This is a genomic window from Variovorax sp. HJSM1_2 (assembly GCF_049316285.1).
Lineage (GTDB): Bacteria > Pseudomonadota > Gammaproteobacteria > Burkholderiales > Burkholderiaceae_C > Rhodoferax_B.
In genome coordinates this window covers 20956-42505 of record NZ_JBMOXA010000015.1, presented here as the reverse complement: position 1 = coordinate 42505, position 21550 = coordinate 20956, and the positions used below count along the sequence as shown (strand labels likewise).

21 protein-coding genes are annotated in these 21550 nt (G+C 62.0%); 13 read left to right on the top strand and 8 right to left on the bottom strand.

Going from position 1 to position 21550, the window contains the following annotated elements; genetic code table 11:
• Positions 1 to 7 precede the first annotated feature (7 nt).
• From ACFQ95_RS16865 to wecB, 3 genes are read right to left on the bottom strand one after another with little or no spacing between them, the layout of a single operon-like run.
• The gene (locus ACFQ95_RS16865) at positions 8 to 2248 is read right to left on the bottom strand and encodes an NfrA family protein (protein ID WP_422832803.1); all 2241 of its coding nucleotides are present in this window, start codon (positions 2246 to 2248) and stop codon (positions 8 to 10) included.
• Positions 2245 to 3708 (bottom strand): glycosyl transferase family protein, encoded by a 1464-nt coding sequence (locus ACFQ95_RS16860; protein WP_422832801.1) that lies wholly within the window; start codon positions 3706 to 3708, stop codon positions 2245 to 2247. Before ACFQ95_RS16860 ends, ACFQ95_RS16865 begins: the two co-directional genes overlap by 4 nt.
• Entirely contained in the window at positions 3705 to 4835 is a 1131-nt protein-coding gene (wecB, locus tag ACFQ95_RS16855; protein ID WP_422832890.1) for a non-hydrolyzing UDP-N-acetylglucosamine 2-epimerase, read from the bottom strand. Before wecB ends, ACFQ95_RS16860 begins: the two co-directional genes overlap by 4 nt.
• Positions 4836 to 5570: 735 nt before the next feature.
• Between wecB and ACFQ95_RS16850 the strand changes: the two genes are divergently transcribed.
• The 8 genes from ACFQ95_RS16850 to ACFQ95_RS16815 all read left to right on the top strand — a co-directional run bounded on the left by ACFQ95_RS16850 (position 5571) and on the right by ACFQ95_RS16815 (position 11226).
• Complete coding sequence (locus ACFQ95_RS16850; RefSeq protein ID WP_422832800.1) at positions 5571 to 6074, top strand: gamma-glutamylcyclotransferase family protein; 504 nt, start codon at positions 5571 to 5573, stop codon at positions 6072 to 6074.
• A 64-nt stretch (positions 6075 to 6138) separates the two neighbouring features.
• Positions 6139 to 7029, top strand: coding sequence for an ABC transporter substrate-binding protein (locus ACFQ95_RS16845; protein WP_422832799.1), 891 nt, complete (start codon positions 6139 to 6141; stop codon positions 7027 to 7029).
• Between the two features lie 151 nt (positions 7030 to 7180).
• Positions 7181 to 7987, top strand: a complete 807-nt coding sequence (locus tag ACFQ95_RS16840) for an amino acid ABC transporter permease (protein ID WP_422832797.1) — start codon at positions 7181 to 7183, stop codon at positions 7985 to 7987.
• A gap of 6 nt (positions 7988 to 7993) precedes the next feature.
• The gene (locus ACFQ95_RS16835; protein WP_422832796.1) at positions 7994 to 8773 is read left to right on the top strand and encodes an amino acid ABC transporter ATP-binding protein; all 780 of its coding nucleotides are present in this window, start codon (positions 7994 to 7996) and stop codon (positions 8771 to 8773) included.
• A 41-nt stretch (positions 8774 to 8814) separates the two neighbouring features.
• On the top strand, positions 8815 to 9285 hold the full coding sequence (locus ACFQ95_RS16830; protein WP_422832795.1) for a VOC family protein: 471 nt from the start codon (positions 8815 to 8817) through the stop codon (positions 9283 to 9285).
• Between the two features lie 55 nt (positions 9286 to 9340).
• A complete protein-coding gene (locus ACFQ95_RS16825) occupies positions 9341 to 9991 on the top strand; it encodes a GntR family transcriptional regulator (RefSeq protein ID WP_422832793.1) in 651 nt (216 codons plus the stop codon).
• 14 nt (positions 9992 to 10005) lie between these two features.
• Complete coding sequence (locus tag ACFQ95_RS16820) at positions 10006 to 10323, top strand: hypothetical protein (RefSeq protein ID WP_422832792.1); 318 nt, start codon at positions 10006 to 10008, stop codon at positions 10321 to 10323.
• Between the two features lie 18 nt (positions 10324 to 10341).
• Entirely contained in the window at positions 10342 to 11226 is an 885-nt protein-coding gene (locus ACFQ95_RS16815; RefSeq protein ID WP_422832790.1) for a DMT family transporter, read from the top strand.
• A gap of 142 nt (positions 11227 to 11368) precedes the next feature.
• On the opposite strand, the gene ACFQ95_RS16810 is transcribed toward ACFQ95_RS16815, so the two are convergent.
• The gene (locus tag ACFQ95_RS16810) at positions 11369 to 12235 is read right to left on the bottom strand and encodes a LysR family transcriptional regulator (protein ID WP_422832788.1); all 867 of its coding nucleotides are present in this window, start codon (positions 12233 to 12235) and stop codon (positions 11369 to 11371) included.
• Between the two features lie 141 nt (positions 12236 to 12376).
• Between ACFQ95_RS16810 and ACFQ95_RS16805 the strand changes: the two genes are divergently transcribed.
• The 5 genes from ACFQ95_RS16805 to ACFQ95_RS16785 all read left to right on the top strand — a co-directional run bounded on the left by ACFQ95_RS16805 (position 12377) and on the right by ACFQ95_RS16785 (position 17679).
• Positions 12377 to 13165 carry an enoyl-CoA hydratase/isomerase family protein gene (locus tag ACFQ95_RS16805; RefSeq protein ID WP_422832787.1) on the top strand — a complete coding sequence of 263 codons (789 nt, stop codon included), beginning with the start codon at positions 12377 to 12379 and terminating at the stop codon, positions 13163 to 13165.
• The gene (locus ACFQ95_RS16800) at positions 13162 to 14706 is read left to right on the top strand and encodes an AMP-binding protein (protein ID WP_422832785.1); all 1545 of its coding nucleotides are present in this window, start codon (positions 13162 to 13164) and stop codon (positions 14704 to 14706) included. The genes ACFQ95_RS16805 and ACFQ95_RS16800 overlap by 4 nt, the downstream gene beginning before the upstream one ends.
• Positions 14707 to 14717: 11 nt before the next feature.
• Positions 14718 to 15695 (top strand): tripartite tricarboxylate transporter substrate binding protein, encoded by a 978-nt coding sequence (locus ACFQ95_RS16795; RefSeq protein ID WP_422832783.1) that lies wholly within the window; start codon positions 14718 to 14720, stop codon positions 15693 to 15695.
• Between the two features lie 4 nt (positions 15696 to 15699).
• Positions 15700 to 16485, top strand: coding sequence for an enoyl-CoA hydratase/isomerase family protein (locus tag ACFQ95_RS16790; protein WP_422832782.1), 786 nt, complete (start codon positions 15700 to 15702; stop codon positions 16483 to 16485).
• Between the two features lie 201 nt (positions 16486 to 16686).
• Entirely contained in the window at positions 16687 to 17679 is a 993-nt protein-coding gene (locus tag ACFQ95_RS16785) for a Bug family tripartite tricarboxylate transporter substrate binding protein (RefSeq protein WP_422832781.1), read from the top strand.
• Between the two features lie 95 nt (positions 17680 to 17774).
• Here ACFQ95_RS16785 and phaR read toward each other — a convergent pair whose 3' ends face one another.
• From phaR to ACFQ95_RS16765, 4 genes are all read right to left on the bottom strand, one after another.
• Positions 17775 to 18320, bottom strand: a complete 546-nt coding sequence (phaR, locus tag ACFQ95_RS16780; protein ID WP_422832780.1) for a polyhydroxyalkanoate synthesis repressor PhaR — start codon at positions 18318 to 18320, stop codon at positions 17775 to 17777.
• 267 nt (positions 18321 to 18587) lie between these two features.
• Positions 18588 to 19808: a PepSY-associated TM helix domain-containing protein gene (locus tag ACFQ95_RS16775; RefSeq protein ID WP_422832778.1), complete on the bottom strand. Its 1221-nt coding sequence runs from the start codon at positions 19806 to 19808 to the stop codon at positions 18588 to 18590.
• A gap of 137 nt (positions 19809 to 19945) precedes the next feature.
• Entirely contained in the window at positions 19946 to 20122 is a 177-nt protein-coding gene (locus ACFQ95_RS16770) for a hypothetical protein (RefSeq protein ID WP_422832777.1), read from the bottom strand.
• Between the two features lie 349 nt (positions 20123 to 20471).
• Positions 20472 to 21506, bottom strand: coding sequence for an L-idonate 5-dehydrogenase (locus ACFQ95_RS16765; protein WP_422832776.1), 1035 nt, complete (start codon positions 21504 to 21506; stop codon positions 20472 to 20474).
• Positions 21507 to 21550 lie beyond the last annotated feature (44 nt).

The window sequence follows — 21550 nt, the reverse complement described above, 5'->3', positions numbered from 1 at the left end:
CGACGGTTCAATGCTGAATGGTCCATCTCAACTGCACCGTATGCCTATCCGTCGTGTTGCCACCGATCGCCTTGCGGAATTCCAGCGCAAGGCGCTGGTGGACTGCCGGAGCGCGATGGCTGTCCTCCGAATGCCAGCCCAGAAGCGCCACACCAAGCCCAACATCGAGACGGGTCACATCGACGCCGTCGTTGCCGGCATTGTTGGCTGCATAACCTGCGCCCAGGTAAGGCATAAAGGCCATCTTGCCCGCGATTGGTAGCACGTACACGCGCCCCAGTTCGCCGGTGAAGGTCGCGAAATGGCTGCGCTGGCGTATCAACCAGGCCAGATCGCCGTAGAGATTCATCCGAGTCCACTGGGCGTCCACGGGATTCCAGTCGCCTCCCCAGGTGTTCGACCCCGACAGGCGCAGCATGGCGTCGTCTTGGAAGTGAGCCGCCTTGCGCCAGAGGTACTCGGCCGAGGCCACGATCATGTAATCCTTAGACAGGCGCTGGCGTATGCCCGCACCTATCAGCAGATTGTTGGGCGTGAAGTCAAGGCTGCGGTCATCTAGCCCTTGGGAGGCGCGCGTAAATGCCCACGTCGGAAGGTCGGCGCCAAGAGGGGTGTAGCGGTACGAGGCGCCAAGGTTGAGGGAACCGCCGTACTGCGCATAGTCGACCGGTGACACGAGGTCCGGCACGCTGGGGCCGTGGTCCAGGCGCACGGTGGTGTCGGCATACCAGCCGAACCGGTCTTCCTCGGTTTGCACTGCTCGGCGCAGGTTGAACAGCCGTTGCCGCGCTTCGTCGCCATCCAGGCCCTGGCGCTGGCTGATGCTCTGGTGGTGATCGATGGCCGAACGCCCCCAACGGATCGATTCCTCGCGCAGGTTGAGGCGGTGCGCCAGTAGAGCCACTTCTGCTATCAGTTCGGTTCTTTGGTCGTCCAGCTCCAAGGCCAACTCGAACTGGTGTTTGGCCTCAAGGTCAGCGCCGTTCGCTTTCAGCAGGTAAGCATAGGCGGCATGAAGCTGCGCATTGGCCGGCATCAACCGCACGGCTTCGGCCAGCGAGGCTTGCGCGCCAGCGGCATCCCCCAGCCTGATCTGTGCCTGTCCCAGTCCGCCGAGAGCCTGCGCGGCCAGGGCATCGTCGCGATTGGCCAGGGAAATTGCTGTCGAGAAATGGCTTTGTGCTCTCGCCGGGTCTGCTTCGCTGCAATAGCCGGCGGCCATTTGCTGGCGTGCTGTTGTGAGGGGGGCGCTGGCCTCAGGTGGCACCAGATCGAGTACCGCCCCGCAGTTGACGCGCTGCAGATTGAGCACCAGCCCCTCGCGCTGGCTTGCGTCCAGCTGCCCAGCAGCCTGCAACTCTTGCACACGGGCAACGGCCTGAGGGTAATGGCCCGCGTTGATCAAGGCAAGGATTGCAGCTTCTGGTGGTGGAGAAACCTCTGCCGGTGCTAAGTCCTTCTTTTCGGGTCTGGGCGGCGCAAGGCGGGTTGTCGTCGATGCAGGTTCGGGAGGCCTCTGCGCGCTCGGCTCCTCGGGGGGCCTGAGAGCCGCAGGTATAGCGGGTGTGGCGGGTGCGGCGGCTGTCCCGCTAGCGGCAGCAAGCGCTGGAGGTGCGATGGCAAGTGCAGGAGGTGTGCTGGCCCGGGCCTGTTGTGCGGCGGCATCGGCGATCACTGTCTGCCAGGCTTGCTGGCGCGCAACATCGAACTCGATCTTGTGGCCCTCCAACCAGCGCAGCGTATTCTGCGCCTCGTCAAAACGGCGGAACTGGATCAGCCCGGTGACCCAACCGTCACTCAGTGACTGGCGCGCGTCAGCTGGAAGGTCGGGGCGTTCCAACGCGGTTCGCGCAAGCTGGGACATTTCTTCGGCACGCCCCTCGTTATAGGCCATATAGGCACGAACCGCCGGGCCAACGCCGGAGTCCGGGCGCTGCGTCTGCCACCGGTCCGCCAGTTCTCTGATGCAGTGGGTATCGGCTTGGCGCTCGCAAATCGTGAATCGGAGCACGGCCGCGTTGACGTCATAGGGACCAATGCGCTCAGCCTCCTCGACGAGAGTCCGTGCTTCGTCGAAGCGTTGCAGCTTCAGCAGACGCTCAGCCTCAATGAGCCGCGGGTAGATCCGATAACTTTGCCACTCACTGTGCAACCAGCCCGCACGGGCAGGCATGCTGGCACCGCCCCAGCTCACCCCCACTAGGGCAAGGCTGACAATCGTGCGGATGCGGCGCTGGCCAAGTCTCATGGCCGATGGTCTTCCGGATGCAGGTCGGGAAAGACATGATGGGTCTTGTCCCATTTGACCGGGCGGCCACCACGGTCGCTACGCCATACCAGCATGAGCGCGCGGAAGAAGGCGCCTATGTCGATCAGGTTACCGACCAGCATACGCGGTACGGACAGCAGGCCCTGCCAGAAGCCGAAATAACGCTGCGTGCAAATGAATCGCTGCAGCAGCCGATTCAGCATGAACACAAAATTGATCAGTGCCAGCGGCCAGAACAGGCTGTCCGGCGGAATCAGATCCGGAAAGCGCCACCAGCCCGGATTGATGATCAGATGTACTTCGCGCAGGACAACCGCTGCGACGATCAGGTAGCCGAGCAGCAGCGACGGGAAAGCCAGCACGCTCTTGCGGTCACGCATCAGTATGTAGCGCATGGTCAGCGAACCACGCCACCCGAGCTTGCGCCAACCCTGGAAAACGATGCCCACGATCCAGCGCGCCTTCTGCCTCACGGCCAGCATGGGGTTATCCGGAAAATACTCCTGCACGCAGACCATTTGATGCACGCCCCGGCGCCCGAACCACGCAGGCGGAGTACCGGCGAAACTTACCGGATAGTGCACCAGGATCTCGCGAGCGCCGACCTCATGCAGGCGGACACCGATTTCATAGTCCTCGGTCAGCGTGCCCGTGTCGAACACCTGCCCCTGGTTGATCTGCTCCAGCAGCGTGATGGCTCGCCGGCTGAACGCCGTGCCCACACCCGCGCTCGGCACTTGGCCCAAGAGGTGCTGTCGCACGAGCAGATCCTTGCCATGCCACTCAGCGAACTCGTCCACGTAATGGTTGCCCACCGGATGCACTCCAGCACGCACGAGTGGCATAACCGGCAGCTGTACGAGGTCGAAACGGGGCACCAGATCATTGAATACCCGCAGTTCCAGTGGATGGATCACATCTTCGGCGTCGTGGTAAGCGATAACGGCGAACTGCAGCCCTTGATCGGCTTCGAAGACGCCGATGGCCGCAATGATGTGGTTAAGGCAGTCGGCCTTGGTCGTGGGGCCAGGTTGCGAGGTGATCACCTTGTGCAGACGCGGGTGCCGCAATGTGACCTTGTCGACCTCAGCCTGCGTCTCGGGATCGTTGGGATAGGTTCCGATGAAGACGTGGTAGTTGTCGTAGTCGAAGCTGCGTACCAGATAGTCGGCCATGCGCGCAATCACCGACGCTTCATGCCACGCGGGGATCATGATGGCAATGTGCTGTTGGGCGCCGTGGTACAGATCATCGGCATGCACCGGCAGCTCGGGACTCTTGCGCCAATTCGAACGATGACGCAGGCGCCAAAGCCAGTAGCGGCAATCGATAAAGAAATCATCAATAGAACTGAGCAGGATGATGACAACCCCGATCCGTAGCAGCACGGAAACGGTCAGCCAAAACAAGGCCAGCAGGTCGACCCATACAGGTGTCATGCCGGACTCCGCTGCCATTGCTCTAAGCGCGCGACAATCTGACGCGCCGCCGTGCCGTCGCCATAGGGATTGTGTGCCCGCGCCATGCGCAGGTAAGCCTGTTGGTCCCCGAGCAACCGGGTGGCGGCGGCCACGATGCGTGCGCGGTCCGCGCCCACCAGCACTGCTGTGCCAGCGTCCAGCGCCTCGGGGCGCTCGGTGGTTGCGCGCATCACCAGCACAGGCTTGCCCAGCACCGGCGCTTCTTCTTGCAGGCCACCGCTGTCGGTGAGCACCAGATGGCTTTGCTTGAGCAGCCACACGAAGGGCAGGTAATCCTGAGGTGGAATCAGGTGCACATGGGGCTGATTCGAAAGCAGCGCACGCACGGGGCCCTGCACCTGCGGATTGAGATGCACGGGATAGACGATCTGCACGTCCGGCCGAGCTGCGAGCTCGGCCAGCGCGGCACAAATCTGCGCCAAGCCGTCACCAAAGTTCTCCCGCCTATGTCCAGTCACCAGGATCAGGCGCCGTTCAGGATCGAGTGGGGGCAGGCTGGCCGCCTGGCGCGCCGACAGCTCTGCGTCTTCGTCCAGGCGCTGGCTCACGATCTTCAGGGCGTCAATCACCGAGTTGCCTGTGATCGTGATGCGGTCCGGCGCCACACCTTCGCGGATCAATGCCTGGGCCGCGCGCTGTGTCGGCGCAAAATGCAGTTCCGCCACGATGCCGACGGCGCGGCGATTGAACTCTTCAGGCCAGGGCGCGTACAAATTTCCCGTGCGCAGACCCGCTTCCACATGGCCCACAGGAATGCGATGGTAGAAAGCTGCCAGCCCGGCGATAAAGCTGGTGGTGGTGTCGCCATGCACCAGCACGATGTCGGGGCGGTGATCACTCAATACTTCGTCGAGCGCGGCGAGCGCGCGGGCACTCAGCCCGGAAAGGGTCTGGCCGGGCTTCATCAAGTCGAGGTCGTCGTCTGGCGTCAGTCCGAACAGGCCCAATACCTGATCGAGCATCTGCCGATGCTGCGCGGTCACGCACAGGCGACAGGCGAAACGCGGATCGCCCTGGATCGCCCTAACCACAGGCGCCATCTTGATAGCTTCCGGCCGCGTACCGAAGACGCAGAGGACCTTCAGTGGTCTGACGGCAACAACAGGGGCTTTCACTAGGATGTAAGCGGCGTGGGCAAAGGACGAGGAAATACGTTTGAGAACAATATAGGCGCCTCGCTATGCCGGACATCAATATCCAGCATGAGAGGCCAGGAGCTTGTCGTTCACCGTCCAACCGAGCCTGCGTCGGCAATCTGAAAAATGAGCAAGTTACCGAGCCGATACCCTATTGATACACACCATTTATTTCGTCAGTTCCACGCTATCTCCACATCAGGGTAAACCACTAGTCCACATTGAGCACGGGGGCAAGAGGACATGCCGAAATCCATGTTGTACCCATAGGTCAGGCGGGTACGCACCACGCCTCCCAAAACCAGGCGGCAACAATGCCTGTTCTGGTGCTGGAGAGCACCAATTTGGCTCAAGCAAGCTAGCGCACGTCAGACTTCTCCCTCCTGGAAAACACGGATATGGGTTGAAAAAATCTCCATATATTCTTTCATACTCGTATTCATACACGAGAAGAAACGCGTAGCCAGCCGCAGGGCCGGGGGGGTTTCCACCTACCTCCGACCCAGGCTGGCATATGTTTTGCAATCAAGATATACGAACAAATATACAAAGGACAAGTTATCGAACGCTAAGCACTCTTGGGTTGCCGCGCCGGGCTGTGCGTGGCGCCAAGCTCTGACCACACGCCAATACGTCACGCCTGCGGCGGCGACTGCTTTTTTCACTCATTTTTGAAAGTTCTCCATGCTTTACTACTTTGCTTACTGCACCTGGCTCAACGACCCCGAGATCCGCCGCTTCTGGCCCAACGTCCGGGCCATCACCAAGGGCTACGCCGCCAACCACCGCCTTCAGTTTCATGCCGCAGCCGAGCGCAAAGACCGCGGCTGGTGCCACCTGAATGGCGTATCTGACGCCGTCGGCGTGAACGCCCTGGGCGTCGTGTTTGAACACGAGCCGGACCAGTTCAACGAAGACTACGACGACTTCGAACGCTTCTTTCTCACCGTGCGTGGCGACGATGGCAAGGTCTATGACTGCTGGACCTATCGCCTCATCAATCCCGGCATGGCCATGCGCCCGCCAAACTTCTATTGGGAGCACATCCCCACAGGTTTGCATGCATGGAAATTCCCTGCCGACTACATCGCCTCGGTGCAGGCTACATTCGACGCCGCCGCCGAATGCCCGCGTGCCGACCGGCCAAACCCTTCTGCCATTCCAGGTAAGTCGGCCGAGAGCCGCTAAGCCCGCTTCGTAATCCGCCCACCCCAACACCGCGCACCCTTACCTCTCCGAAAAGGATGTCACCATGAGTTCTTTGAAACACACGCTGCGCCGCCACACGCTGCTGCTCGCAGCCGCCCTACCGCTGTTCGTGTTTGCCCAACCTGCAAAGACCGTTTCGCCAGACGTGCTGGCGGCGATCCCGGCCGAAGTCAAGGCGCGCGGCGTGTTGCGGGTGGGTTCTCAACAAACCTTTCCACCCATCGAATTCCGCGAACCCGGCAAGACGGAAGTCACTGGTGCCAGCAAAGACCTGCTGGCCGAAGTCGCACGTCGGCTAAACCTCAAATTGGAATACGTGCAAGCCGAATACTCGGCACTGATTCCGGGCCTGGAGGCCGACCGCTTTGACCTCGCCTCCGGTGGCATCAGCGACACCGAAGAGCGTGAGCAAAAGGTCGACTTCGTCAACTACATGTTCTCCGGCGCCAGCATCCTGTCATTGGCGGCAGGCAGCGAGAAACTCGAAACCATTGACGACTTCTGCGGCAAGGGCGTGGCCACTCTGCTCGGTAGCCGCGTCATCATGGCGCAGGTGGAAGCGGCCTCCGAACGCTGCCTCAAAGCCGGCAAACCCGCCATCCGAGCCGAGCAATTGCCTTCCGCCCCAGATGCACGCATGCAGTTGGACCTGAAACGCGTGGACGGTTATTTAGGCGACTTTCCGGCGCTGGTTTTTATGGGCCAGCAGTTTCCGGGCCGCTACCGCATCGTCGGCGGCAACTACATGCTGACGCAGTACATCACCTCCTGGGGCTTTGCCAAGAACCGCGTGGGCCTGCGCACCGCGGTACAGAAAGCCACGCAGTCCATGGTGGACGACGGCAGCTATAAAAAATTGCTCGACAAGTGGGATGTGGGCGGCGCGGCGTTGCCCGAGATCACCATGAACCTGCCTGCATCGAAACGCAAATAGTCGGGCCTGATGGCTGCGCCGGTGATGACCACGGGCGCGCCATCTGGACCATTCCCATCGGAGCCATCGCGTGCACTCTGCTGTTTCTACCGTGTCAAATTCTTCTGCTGTATCTCAAGCCACCCCAGCCCCTTTGGCGACCCGCCGCGTTGTGCACAGACGCCAATGGGGGCCCTGGCTCTTCGCGGTGCTGGTGTCGGCTGCACTCGCAACGGTTGGTCACGCGGCCTTCACCGCCAAGGTGCTCGACCCCGGCGTCTTTCTGAAATACCTGTTCAGCCCCATGGTGCTGGAGGGGGCCTTGAATTCGCTGCTGCTTGGCACCACTGCCCTGTTTCTCGCAGCGGCGGTAGGCCTGGTGGTGGCCCTGATGCGTGTCAGCGGCAATCCCATTCTCACGGCGTTTTCGTCGACCTACGTCTACTTGTTCCGTGGTACTCCGATGCTGATCCAGTTGATCTTCTGGTTCAACGCCTTCCCTATCATGTTCCCGCAGTTGCACATTGCCATTCCGTTCACCGGTTGGGTGCTGCTGGATGCGCCCATGACATCGGTGATCACGCCACACATCGCGGCGCTGGTGGGGCTGAGCCTGGCGGAAGGCGCGTACATGGCGGAGATCATCCGTGGCGGTTTTCTGGCAGTGGACAACGGCCAGCGCGACGCCGCGCGCGCCATCGGCATGCGCCACAGCGTGGTGATGCGCCAGGTGGTGATTCCTCAGGCGGCGCGCATCATCGTGCCGGCCGCGGGCAACCAGTACATCCTGCTGCTGAAGTCAACCTCGCTGGCATCGGCCATTGGCTACCTGGAATTGCTGCGCATCTCCACGGACATCTATGCCGCCAACTTCCATGTGGTGGAGTTGCTGGCCGTGGCCGGGTTCTGGTATCTGGTCATGACAGCCTTTGCCACCGTGCTGCAAACCACGCTCGAAAAATTCTTCCCGCACCGCTGAGCCCGTATGCCCAACATGAATCCCAATGCCATTGAACTGATGCAGGTGACCAAACACCGCGGCGCGCAATGTGTGCTGCGCAATGTCAGCGCCAACATTCCGCGCGGCCAGGTGGTGGCCGTTCTCGGCCCATCCGGTGCCGGCAAGTCCACGCTGCTGCGGTGTGTGAACCACCTGGAAACCATAGACGGCGGAAAAATAGTCGTCGACGGCAGCCTGGTCGGTTACCGCGAACGCGGCACTGCCTTACACGAGTTGAGTGACCAGGAGATCAGCCAGCAACGCCGCCGCACCGGCATGGTGTTCCAAAGCTTCAACCTGTTTCGCCACATGTGTGTGCTGGACAACGTGATGTCGGGACCAGTGCATGTGCTGGGCACACCACGGGCACAAGCGCGCGAGCAGGCTCTGGCGCTTCTGCACCGCGTGGGCTTGGCAGAAAAAGCACACGCCTACCCGCACCAACTCTCGGGCGGCCAGCAACAGCGTGTGGCAATTGCGCGCGCGCTGGCCATGCAACCCTCGGTGATGCTGCTGGACGAACCCACCAGCGCGCTCGACCCCGAACTCGCCCAGGAGGTGATTGCCGTGATTCGCCAACTGGCTGAAGACGGCATCACCATGATGATGGCCACCCACGAGATGGCCTTGGCGCGCGACTTTGCCGACCGCGTGTTATTCATGGTGAACGGCGAAATCGTGGAAGACGTGACACCCGCACGCCAATTCTTCGAGGCACCGTCCAGCGAACGCGGGCGGCAGTTTCTATCGCGCCAGCACCATTAAAAGTCTTGCTTCCTTTGAACAAAAAGCCTCTTTCCAACCCCATGCCCAACACTGTTCCACGCACCGCCGCCATGCGCCATCCCTTTCAGCAACTGCACCATGTCTGCATCGTCGTCCACGATCTCGAAAAAGCCGTGGCCTACTACCAAGGCCTGGGCATGGGCCCATGGTTCGACTATCCCAAAGGCCAGGCTTACGTGACGTTCGAAGTGCCCAACCGCGCGGCCTCGGACGCCATGCGCTACAAATGCCTGGACCTGGAGAATATGCAAATCCAGCTATGCCAGCCTTCCTTGCTAGACTCGCCGCAAAGACGCTTTCTGGATACACATGGAGAGGGGGTCTACCATCTCGGCTTTGAGGTTTCCGATTGCGACCAAGCCGAGGCCATGGCCCAGGCGGCAGGCGTTGCGATCACCGCACGCGGCCGCCGCGCCGACCACTCCGGGTTCACCTACTTCGACACCGCCGCCGGCGCCGGAGTGGTGCTTGAAGTGCGTCGTACCGCCTGATCCTGTTGTCCAGCAGCGCCCCCAATCAAGACAGCCAAGCCTCAATGGAAACTTCATGACGCGCACAAAAAACGGTACGGCCCTGATCGCCCACGACGTGCACCAGCAGTTGCGCGACAAGATTCTGTCGCACGAAATCAAGCCCGGTGACAGGCTGGTCGAAGACGACATTTGCGAATTGCTGAACGCCGGGCGCACGCCTGTGCGCGAGGCGCTGCTACGCCTGCAGGGAGAAGGCTTGGTCAGTCGCAACCGCGGCTGGGTCGTGGGCAACAGCGCTCCGCTGGCCTTTCGCAGCATCTTTGAGAGCCGCATGGCCATCGAGGGATTTGCCACACGCCTGGCATGTGAACGAGCCCCCGCCGAGGCGATTCAAGAGCTGCGCAAAATTTTGGAAGCCATGGACCGCGCCGAAGCCACCTCGCGCAGCGAAGTCAACCGGCTGAACCAGATCTTTCACCGCCGAGTGGTCGAGTTATCAGGCAACCCCTACTTTGTGGAACAGCACGAACGCACTCAATTCCAGTATTGGAGCCTGCGCCTGCCGGTTATTTTTGCCAAGGATCAGTTGGCCCACTCGGCAACAGAGCACCAAGCGATTCTGGAGGCGCTGGAAAAACGTGATGGCGACCGCGCCGAACGGCTGACGCGCGAACACATTGCCACCACCATGCGCATCGTGGCAGAGGTGCTGGACGAACGCTGAAACGCGCGACGCCGATGCCGTCTCGTCATGCGCCGCCCTGGGTATTTGTGGCCAGCCACAGTCATCTCTACGCCGGTGCCCGGCTGCGTAGCGCCACCCCTGTGGCGCAATTGCCCCTGCGGGTCGGTGAGTTGGTGATCATCGCTTTTTCCGACCAGGCGACGGCCACGGGACAGATCAGCCAGTTGAAAACCGCGCAAGATTGGACGCTGCACCTGTACCCTCGCACCACCGCCAAAGGCACGCAGATTGCGGCACAGACCTGGCGTGTTGGCGCAGACGAAACCGACACACCCGAGGCCGCTCGCACCCTGCGTGTGCGCCGCCCATAGCCGGAGCGCCGCCACGCCATGCGCCCGCCATCACACCTCGCCGGCTGCCTGCTGTTGGTGGCTGCCATGGCGGGTTTTTCATTGTCAGATGCACTCGTGAAAAAAGCCGGCGGCGGTTTGCCCGCAGCAGAACTGGCGTGCCTGCGCTACGCCATGTTGCTGCTGACGGTGTTGCCGCTGCTCGCCCGCAACCGCAGCCTGTGGCGCTCCCAACGCCCCTGGCTGCAGGGGGCTCGCGCCGCCGGGCTGGTGGGATCGGCCGTGTTGTTCTTGCAAGGCCTGAAAACCCTGCCAATAGCCGAGGCGACGGCCTTGGTATTTGCCTCGCCGCTGTATGTGACCATCCTATCCGCATGGCTGCTGCACGAACGCTTGAGCTTGTGGCGCTGCCTGCCGGTGCTGCTGGGATTTGTCGGGGTGTTGGTCGTGGCCCAGCCAGGCTCAGCGGGCTTCAGTCAGGCAATGGTCTATCCACTGCTGTCATCTGCGGCGTGGGCCGGCGCGGTGATTTGCACGCGCCTGTTGGGCGGCACAGACCCCGCAGGCACCACGATGCTGTATTCGTCGGCATCGGGTGTCTTGCTGCTGTCACCCAACCTGGCAAGCGCCGACTTCGCCGTAATGGTGGGGCATTGGCCGTGGCTGCTGGCCATGGCGGCAAGTTGGTGTGTGGCGCAATGGATGGTAGTGCTGGCCTACCACCGGGCCCCTCCTGGCGCCATTGCACCGTTTTCTTACACCCAGTTGATCTGGGCCGGGTGGCTGGGTTGGCTGATGTTCGACCAAGTGCCGGCGCCGCACGTCGCCACCGGCATGGGACTGATCGTGCTCAGCGGCGTGCTTGCGGCGGGATTCGCCCACCGCAAGTCGGCAACCCAGGCTGCGGCCACCAAAAACAACTAGTGGTTCATTGATTTCATGTTCAGGGAATGGCATCACGGACGCCTATCTGCATGTCGTGCTTCCAGCCCACAGTAGGTATCCGACAGCAGTCGATCCACGGCAACAACCCGTCTGAAGCGAAAGACCAAAGTCGCAAGCTGCTTCACATTCCATCGAGACAGGCGACAAATGCGCCCATCAGGGTGGACTCTGCCTGCTGCTGGGCCACGAGTATGTAGCGGGCAAACCTCACTTCAGGCTTGAATGGCAGGGCCTTGATACCAGCAAGCGCCAAATGGCGCACGACGAGTGGGTTGACCACACTCACACCCAAGCCCAAGCTCACCATGCGGCAAATGACCGCCTGATAGGGGGCATCCAGCGTCAACCGTCTCTTGTCAGGGTTGAAGGCAGCATCAACCACGGTTCGCGTGCCATCGCCCTGGGTCAGCGAGATAAACGGCTCATTGTCCAGGTCCGACTTGCGAATCACACGTTTCTTTGCCAGCGCATGAGCTTTGGGAACGATGCAAACCCCCTCTTCCTCGGCCCACAAGCGAGGGCTAAGGCCTGGCGTGTCGTCCAGATTGGTGACCAAACCCATGTCTACATAGCGGTTGGCTGTCCACTTCGCCACGGTCGAGGAGTCGGCCGTGTGTATCGAGACCGACACCTCAGGGTACAGGCTGCGAAAGGCGCGCATGGCCTCCGGCATGACACTCATGGCCAACGACGCCACGGCACCTATGCGCAGCGTGCCCGTGCCGATTTCGCGGATTTGTTTGGCCGAGTCGGTGAGGGCTTCCATGCCAAGAAACCAGCGTTGCACGGACTGGAAGAACGCCTCTGCCTCGGGCGTCGGTGTCAGACGCCCGCCCAGCCGTACGAACAGGCGAAAACCGACTTCGGCTTCCAGTTGTGCCACGGCCCGGCTGATGTTGGGCTGGGAGGTGTGCAGCTCCTGCGCGGCCACCGTCATGGATCGCGTCAGCATCACCGCCCTAAAGGTCTCAATCAGTTTCCAGCGCATAGGTTTCACCCGCGAATTTGCTGGCGAGCAGTATATCCATTGAGATATGAACCATAGCAATAGTCTTATTTGACGAAATGGCAGTCGACTTTTATTCTTTGCGGCGTAGACCACTCACGTTCGAATCGGACGACCAAACCCATGACACCCTCTTCTGCCATCCTCATCGAGCGCCGCGGGCCCGTAGGCCTGATCACGCTCAACAAGCCCGCCAAGCTGAATGCCTGGGACAAGCCGATGCGCGACCTCATCGTTGCCGCATTGCGCGACTTCGACCACGACGCCGCGATCGGTGCAGTGGTGATGACCGGCGCTGGAGAACGCGCCTTTTCCGCCGGGCAGGATTTCGCCGAGGCCCACGACTTCGACGCCGATGCGGCCGAATCGTGGATTCGCGAGTGGGAAAGCTTTTACGGGACCCTGCGGCGCCTGACCAAGCCCATCGTGGCGGCACTCAACGGTGTGGCCGCAGGCTCTGCGTTTCAGGTATCGCTGCTGTGCGACATCCGGGTGGGCCACGAGCAGGTCACCATGGGCCAGCCCGAGATCAACTCGGGCATCGCCAGCATCACTGGGCCGTGGATCATGAAAGAGATCCTCGGCATGTCGCGCACCATAGAGCTCACACTCACCGGCCGCATGATGCAGGCCCAGGAATGCCGCGAGATCGGCCTGATCCACCACCTTGTGCCGCGCGAACAGGTGCTGGTCAAGGCGCTGCAGATCGCGGAACAGCTCGCGGCTAAGGCGCCTCTGGCCATGAAGCTGGACCGCGCCTGGTTCGCCGACATGACAGAGGCGGGCTTCCGCCAAACCATCGCGGCAGCCATCCGCGCGCACCGCGAGTCTTATGCCTCCGGCGAACCCGCACAAAAGATGGAGAGCTTCATGGCCGCGCGCGGCCACGCGCTCGGAGGGAGCAAGCCATGATAGAGATGCCACCCGTAGGCGACGAGACACTGCGCCGCATCATGGACCGCCGTGCGCTCGAAGACCCGCACCACGTGCTGTTGAAATTCCAGGAGAGGGAACACAGCTTCGGCGAGATCAACACCCAGGTCAACCGCGTGGCCAACGCGCTGCTGGCGCGCGGCCTCAAGCCCGGCGACCGTGTGGCGCTGATGTTGCCTAGCCACCCGGACCATCTGGTGGCGATTCTGGCGCTCGCCAAGATCGGCCTGGTGCGGGTGCCGATCAACACCAGCTTCAAGGGCGCATCGCTGGCCTACCCGTTCGAGGCCTTCACCCCGCGTGCGCTGATCGCCGACGCCGCCCACGCCGCTGTGCTGGCCGAGGCCCTGCCCGCCAACACACTGGAGATGACACTCTGGCGCGGCGGCACGGCCAATGACTTCGCCGACCTGCTGGCGCACGCCGATAACGCACCGCCAGCTGTGGAGCCGGGGCCGGATGACATCATCGCGCTCACCCCCAGCTCGGGCACCACGGGAGCGCCCAAGGGAGTGAACAAGTCCGACCGCACTTTGCGCGCGGGGCCCATGGGCACGCTGCGCCTCACCGGCGCACAGCCGGGTGACGTGTTCCTGCTGTGGGAGTCGCTGCACCACGGTGCAGGTGTGGCCGTATGCATTGCAGCCATCTTGCAGAAGCTGACGTTGGCGATGGTGGAGAAGTTCAGCGCCTCGCAGTTTTGGGACCAATGCCGCCGTTATGGCGTGACACACATCCATTACCTGGGCGGTGTGCTGCCCATGCTGCTGAAGCAGCCGCCGCGAAGCGACGACCGCGACCACCGCGTGCGTATCGCCTGGGGCGGCGGCTGCCCGCCCGAAGTGTGGGAGGTGTTCTCGGCGCGTTTCGGCGTGGAGATGCGCGAGGGTTATGGCCTATCTGAAATGATCACCTTCGTGACCGTGAATCCGCAGGGGCCCAAGTTCTCCATAGGGCAACCACTGTCGTACTTTGAACTCAAACTCACCGATGGGGACGGCAACGAAGTGCCGCTAGGTCAGCCTGGCGAGATATGTGTGCGCTCACGAGTGCCTGGCCTGCAGTTCCTCGGCTATTTCCGCAACGAAGATGCCACCCGGGCAGCGTGGCGCGGCGACTGGTTCTGCAGCGGCGATCTGGCCCGCCGCGACGAAGCCGGCTACTACTACTTCGCCGGGCGCCAGAAGGACACGGTGCGCCGTCGCGGGATCAACATCTCGGCCTGGGAAGTCGAGCGTGTCATAGGCGAACACCCCGCCATCGCCGAATGTGCGGTCGTGGGTGTGCCCAGCGAACTCGGTGATGAAGAACTAAAGCTTTTTGCACGCCTGGCCGAAGGCGCGGAGCTGGCGCCGCAAGCGCTGGTGGACTGGTGCAAACCGCGCATGCCGGCCTTTCAGGTGCCGCGCTTCGTCGCCTTCATAGCCGAGTTTCCCAAGACCCCTACGCAGCGTATCCGCAAGAACGAACTGCCCCGCAACCTCTCGGGCGCTTGGGACGCCGAGCAAGCCCGCATCTGAACAGGACGACCATGATGAATCCAAACCTCAAGCACCTTGTGGCTGCCTGCGCAGCGGTTTTGGCCTGCACAGCCGCAGCCGCGCAAGATTTTCCGGCGCGCCAAGTCACGGTGGTCGTGGGCTATGCCGCAGGCGGTGCGGTCGACGCCGTGGCGCGCATGGTGGCACAGAAATTGGGCGACGCCCTCGGCAAACCCGTGGTGGTGGACAACAAGGCCGGCGCCTCGGGCAACATAGGCGCACAGTTCGTCGCCAGAGCCCAGCCGGATGGCTACACACTGCTGATGGCCCCGGTGACCACTTACGCCATGAACTCGGTGCTCTACCCGACCACAGCGGGCTACCAGCTCGACAAGGATTTCGCGGGCATCTCGCTCGTGGGTTCACTGCCCCTGGTGCTGGTGGTGAACGAGACCGTGAGCGCCCAATCGGTGCCCGAGTTGGTGAAAGCCGCCAAGGCCAAGCCCGGCAGCCTGGACTACGGCTCCTCGGGCAATGGCTCCATCGAGCACGTCGCCGGCGAAATGTTCAAGCAGCAGGCGGGCATCAGCATGGTGCATATTCCTTACCGTGGCGCGGCACCGGCCATCATCGATTTGATGGCTGGGCAGTTGAATCTGATGTTCGCCACCGTGCCTACGGCCGTGGCCAACTTCAAGAGCGGCAAGCTGCGTCCCTTGGCGGTGACCACCCCCGAGCGTATCGGCGCACTGCGCGATGTGCCAACAGCCCGGGAGGCTGGTTATCCGGGCTTCGAAGTGGCATCGTCTTACGCCCTGCTCGCACCGGCCGCCACGCCCCGGCCAGTGGTGCAGCGGTTGAACCAGGAGGTTGCCAAAATCCTGCAAATGCCCGACGTACAGGCGCGCTTCCAGGCGCTTGGCATTGAGCGCGTCAGCTCCACGCCCGAGGAGGCCACGCAACGTCTGGGCCAGGAACTCGCCAAGTGGGGCAAGGTCATCAAAGACAGTGCCATCAAGGCAGACTGACGACATGCCAACTTCATCCAACATCCGGGTTGACCACCAAGGCGAGGGCCGCGCCCTGGTCAGCATCACGCGGCCACATCGGCGCAACGCCTGCGACTTCGCCGCCTGGACCGACCTCAAGGACACATTCGAGTCCCTAGGGGCCGACCCGTCCGTGCGACTCATCGTGCTGACCGGCGCCGAGGGCCATTTTTGTGCGGGAGATGACGTAAAAGCCTTCTCTGCGGTCACCGACGAGGCGCAGAAGGAGCTTTGGCGCGCGCGCATTCAGCAATGTTATGCAGCGGTGCAGGCCGTCCCCAAGCCGGTGATCGCTGCGATCTCGGGCGTGTGTGTAGGCGGCGGCTGCAGCCTGGCGATGTGCTGCGACTTCCGCGTGGGGGATGCCACGGCACGCATCGGTGTCCCGGTGGCCAAGCTTGGCCTGGTCTACCCCACCATACAGCTTCAGCGCCTGGCCTGGCTCATCGGCGTGTCGAATACCAGGCGCTGGGTGTACGAGGGGGCGCTTTACGATGCTGCCGAGTCGCATCGTGTGGGCTACCTCGACGCCCTCACCGAAGGCGACGTGATAGCGGCGGCGTTCGCCTTTGGCGCCCACATGGGGCAGGCCGCGCCGCTGTCCATCGCCGGCTCCAAAGCGCAGCTCAACGCCGTGCTGGCGGGCTGCATAGAACAGCAGCGCGCAACACTGGACGCGATGGTGCAACGCGCGGATCGCAGCGAGGATTTCCGCGAGGCGGCACGCGCCTTTGCGGAAAAGCGGCCGCCAGTCTTCAGAGGCCGGTAGAAGGCGGTCGCGGGATACTGGCCGATCTCTGGACTGGCGGCTGCGTCGTCAGCATCCGATTGGAGTTGTTTTTCGCGGGGCGCCCCAGCTCTCGGGCTGGGGCGCATCACCACGGCCAGATGTAGAACGGTGGCCAACCACAACGGCGCCAAGATACGACAATCACATCGATCTCATTTTTCTAATAACAGGAGACCCGTTGTGATCACATCGTTTTCTCGCCGCACCTGCCTACGCACAGTCACTGGCGCGCTGGCCTTGCTGGCCCTTTCAAGCCATGCTCAAAGCTACCCTCAACGTGCGATCAAGCTGGTCGTGCCGTTCACGCCCGGCGGCTCGGCCGACATCCTCGCCCGCGCTGTGGGACAGGAGCTGGCCAAATCCCTGGGCCAGCCCGTGGTGATCGAAAACCTGCCCGGCGCAGGCGGCAGCGTGGCGACCGAGCGGGTCTTGCGCGCAGCCGCCGACGGGTACACGCTGTTCATGGGACACACCGGCACGCTGGCCGTGAACCCACACCTCTACCCCAAGCTGGGACTGAATCCCTTACGTGATTTCACACCGGTCGCGCTGGTGGCCCAGGTACCCAATGTCCTGGTCGTGCATCCCTCGGTTGCGGCGCAGACGCTGGCCGACTTCATCACCCTGGCGAAGGCCAAGCCCCTGGCCATCTCCTACGGATCGGGTGGCAACGGCAGCGCGGCGCACATCACCATGGAGTACTTGAAGCTGCAAACCGGCGCACCCATGCAGCACGTGCCTTACAAGGGCACGGCGCCATCCGTCAACGACTTGTTGGCCGGGCAGATACAGGCACTGTTCACCGGAAGTCCGGCGCTGGTGGCACACATCAAGGCGGGCAAGATGCGCGCACTGGCCGTCTCCAGCGCCAAGCGGGTGCCGCTGCTGCCGGATGTGCCAACGGTGGCCGAAAGCGGGGTTCAGGGCACAGCCGGATTCGAAGCCGACCAATGGTATGGCCTGGTGGCCCCGGCCAACACCCCTGCCCCCGTCGTCAAGCTGCTCAATGAGCATGTGAACAAGGCGCTTGCATCTACAGAGCTGAGCACGCGTTTCTCAACCGAAGGGGCAGAACCGTCGCCGGTCTCACCCGCTGCCTTTGGTGTGCTGATAGGCAACGAACTCAAGCGCTGGGAAAAGGTCGTGCACTCCGCAAAAGTGACGGTGGATTGAAGCCGGGCATCAGCCGCCTGCCGAGCCAAGAGTTCCCCCAAAAAAGAAAAAGGCCGGAACGCTACCGGCCTTGTTTTTTTGCCTGGCCTTGAGGCTTAGGGCTTCTTCAGGCCGAAGCTGCCCAGCACCTGCTCGGTCTGCTTCTGCATCTGCTCCTGGAACTGCGTGAACACGTTTTTCGACTGTTCCACATAGGTTCCCATGAGGTTTTGTATCGCCGGCGACTGCATGCTGCTGAACTGCGCCCAGGTCTCCGGTGTCAGCACCTTGGACTGCTCGCTCAGCTTGGATTGCAGGTCGACAAAGGCCTGCACATTGCGCTCAAGATAAGGGCCGAGAAAGCCCTGCGCCGTATGGCCGTAAAAGCGGATGATGTTGGCCAGTGCCTGTTCGGTGAACAGCGGCGCCCCGCCCGCTTCTTCCTCCAGAATGATTTGCAGCAGGATGGAGCGTGTGAGATCGTCCCCGGTCTTGGCGTCGCGCACCACCATGGGCTGGCCCTCCATCACCAGGTGCTTGACCTCGGCCAGCGTGATGTAGGTGGATGTCTTGGTGTCGTAAAGCCTGCGGTTAGGGTACTTCTTGATGACGCGCTGGGCCGACGCCGTGGCGTCGTCCGGGATGGGTTTGCTACTTGGCACTCGATTCCTCGGTTTCTACCCGAACCCCGCCGCGCGGTGTTCGACATATTGCAGTGCAAAAGATTGTAGGGTTGCCGCACCAGAATGCCGCACGAGATTACCCTGAGCGTACATATCAAATGCTATATTAAATATAGCGTTCACCGGGTATTCAACAGCGGAAAGACGCCGCTTTTATGGGAACAGCGAACACATGCGTTCGCAGATCGACGCTCTCGCCTATGCCAACCGATCAGCGTGCCGCCGCCGATAGCCCAAGAGAAGCATTCATGCACCTGGCCGCTGCGGTGCTGACAGGCTGCGCGCCGCGGTGCTGGCGATGACTTGCGCCGTGGCAGCAGAAAGTCCCGGTTCACCCACAAGCTCTTCGCCAGATCGGTTGTTTTGGCTCTGCGGTTGCCGCCGCTTGAACCACAGATACAGACCACTGCCGAGCACAAAGATGGTGGCGATATCCAGCAGCGCCCAGATGATTTGCATGGGCATGCCGCCGTAATCACCAAAGTGCAGCGGCTGGGAAACCAGCAGTGCCGTGAGATACCACGGCAGCTTGGGCGCTGCGGTGACCACGCCGGACTTGGCATCCACCATCACCGGCTGCAGCAGGCGCGAAGTCAGCGGCGCATCACCGCGCAAAAAGAAAGTGGTGTGGTGCGGACTGGAGAACGATGTGCCCGGAAACGCCAGGAACGACACCGCCATGCCCGGTGTGTGCGCCATGGCGGTCTCCATGGCTTGCTGCACCGAGGCGCGCTCGGCCAATGGCACCGTGGGCTGGCCTTTATAGGGCTCGAGCAAAACGCTGAGTTCGCTGTATTGCCAGTATTTGACCAACAGGTCGGCCCAGGTGTTGATGACACCGGTGGCGCCCACCACCAGCGCCCACACCAGCGTGACGATGCCCAGCAGGTTGTGCAGGTCCAGCCACTTCACGCGCTTGGAGCGGTCGCGGCGCACCTCGCCAAACTCCAGCTTGCGCATGAACGGCGCATACAGCACCACGCCCGAGATGATGGCGATCACCAACAGCAGCCCCATGAAACCCAGGAACAGCGTGCCCGGCAAACCAGCGAACAGGTCAACGTGCAGCTTGAACATGATCCACATAAAGCCTTCGTCAACCGGAGGGCGCTCCAGAATCTCGCCGGTGCGCGCATCCACCGCAATCGACTTGAAGTCTTCGGTCGGTGCGGGTGTGGGCGTGAGGGTGACGAACCAGATGTTCTTGTCGTCCTCGCCCTGCGAGGCGAACTGCACCACGCGCTCGGGATGGCGCGTATTGGCGGTTTTCAGGATCTCATCCAGGCTCAGGTGCGGCGTACCCGCGGGCATGGCCTTGGACTCGACTTCGGTGCCCAGCAGATGGCCGATCTCGTGGTGAAAAATCAGCGGCAGGCCGGTCAGGCACAGCAGCAGCATGAAGACGGTGCACACCAGGCTGCTCCACTTGTGCAGCCAGGTCCAGGTCCTGAGAGTGCTTGTGCGCATGAAGAACGGCTCCTAGGTTAAAACTTGATCCAGGCACTGAGGCCTAAGCCAGACGAAAAACACGCGTGCCGATCGGCCAAGGTAAAAGCCGACAACCCAACACAAGGCCATGTTGTGCGACCGGCGCCGCAGACAGCTCAGCGCCAGGCAAACCAGGCGATCACCGCCACCGGCACGCCCAGGCCAATCCACGACCAAACGTCGCCCCAGGCGTCCGACACCAAGGCGGTGAACAGCCCCGTGGCGCTGAAGACGCCCAACACAATGGGCCAGCCCCAGAGTTTCCAGAAAGGCGATGTCTGCGCACGGTTCATAAGTTGTCAGAAGTCAGTTTGAAGAAATGCCGCCAAGAGCGCTGCCGCATCTGCTATGGATTTGAAAGCATTACCTGCTTTTGCAGAAAGCCTGAAATGCCTTTTTCTCAGAAGACGCAGTACGCCCGAGGCCGCGCCCTCATTCCCGTCCACGTGGGCAATACACGCCCACGCAAACACCAATGCAATTAATTCGCAATTGTATTTGAATTGACAACAGACATCGCATCACCATTCGCCAGAATGGGGAGGCACCCACCTAGCCTGCGAGCGGATGGTGGGATCAGGCAACTTTGAGCTGCCGATTTTTCAGGCCGGTCTTGCGCGAGACCAGACCTGGTATTCAGATTTACGCAAAATCGAACTGCACCTTCATCGCCTGCGTACGGTCGGCCGCCAGCGCAAACGCGCGACCCGCATCGCGGAACGGCAGCGAGGCCGAGATCAGCGGCTTCACATCCACCAAGCCTTTGTTGATCAGCTCCACCGCAACCGCAAATTCTTCATGGAAGCGGAAGGCGCCGCGCAGGTCGAACTCTTTGGCGACGATGGTGTTGATGGGCAAGCTCATCTCGCCGCCAAGGCCCACTTGCACAATCACGCCACGCGGGCGCAGCACGTCGAAGGCACCACGCAAAGCCCGGTCGTTGCCGCTGGCTTCGAGCAACACATCGAAGCTGCCTTTGTCGGCACTGTATTTGGCCAGTTGCTCGGGCTGTGTGGCGATGTTGATGGCTTCATCGGCGCCGACCTGCTTGGCCTTGCGCAACGGGAAATCGCCCATGTCGGTCACCACAATCTGCGCCGCACCGGCGCGGCGCGCGGCAATCACCAGCAAGGCACCTATGGGGCCGCAGCCGGTGACCAGCACCTTTTTGCCCAGCAACGGGCCCGCGCGTTGCACGGCATGCAGCGCCACGGCAAAGGGTTCGGCCATGGCGCCTTCGCCATCGGTGATGTCGTCGCTCAACAAGTGAGCCTGGTGCGCTTCAACCACGATTTCCTGGCGGAACGCGCCTTGCACATGCGGGCGGCGCATGGCGCTGCCAAAGTAGCGCATGTCCAAGCAATGGTTTTGCAAGCCCATCTGGCAGTAGCGGCACTGGCCGCAGGGCCAGCTCGGGCTCACGGCGATGCGTTGGCCAACTTTGAAGGCGCTGTTGTCCGGCCCCACATCTTCGATCACGCCAGCAATCTCGTGGCCAAGCACCATGGGCTCGACCACCCGCACGGTGCCAAAGCCGCCGTGTTGGTAGTAGTGCAAATCAGAGCCGCAGATGCCGCCTCGCGTCACCCGCACCTTGAGTTGGCGCGGTCCGACGGCAGCCGTTGGCACTTCTTCTACACGCAGGTCTCCGGCGGAATGAATGACGAGGGCAAGCATGAAAGTGGTCTCCGTTATGGTGGTTTGTTGGCAATATGGTACGA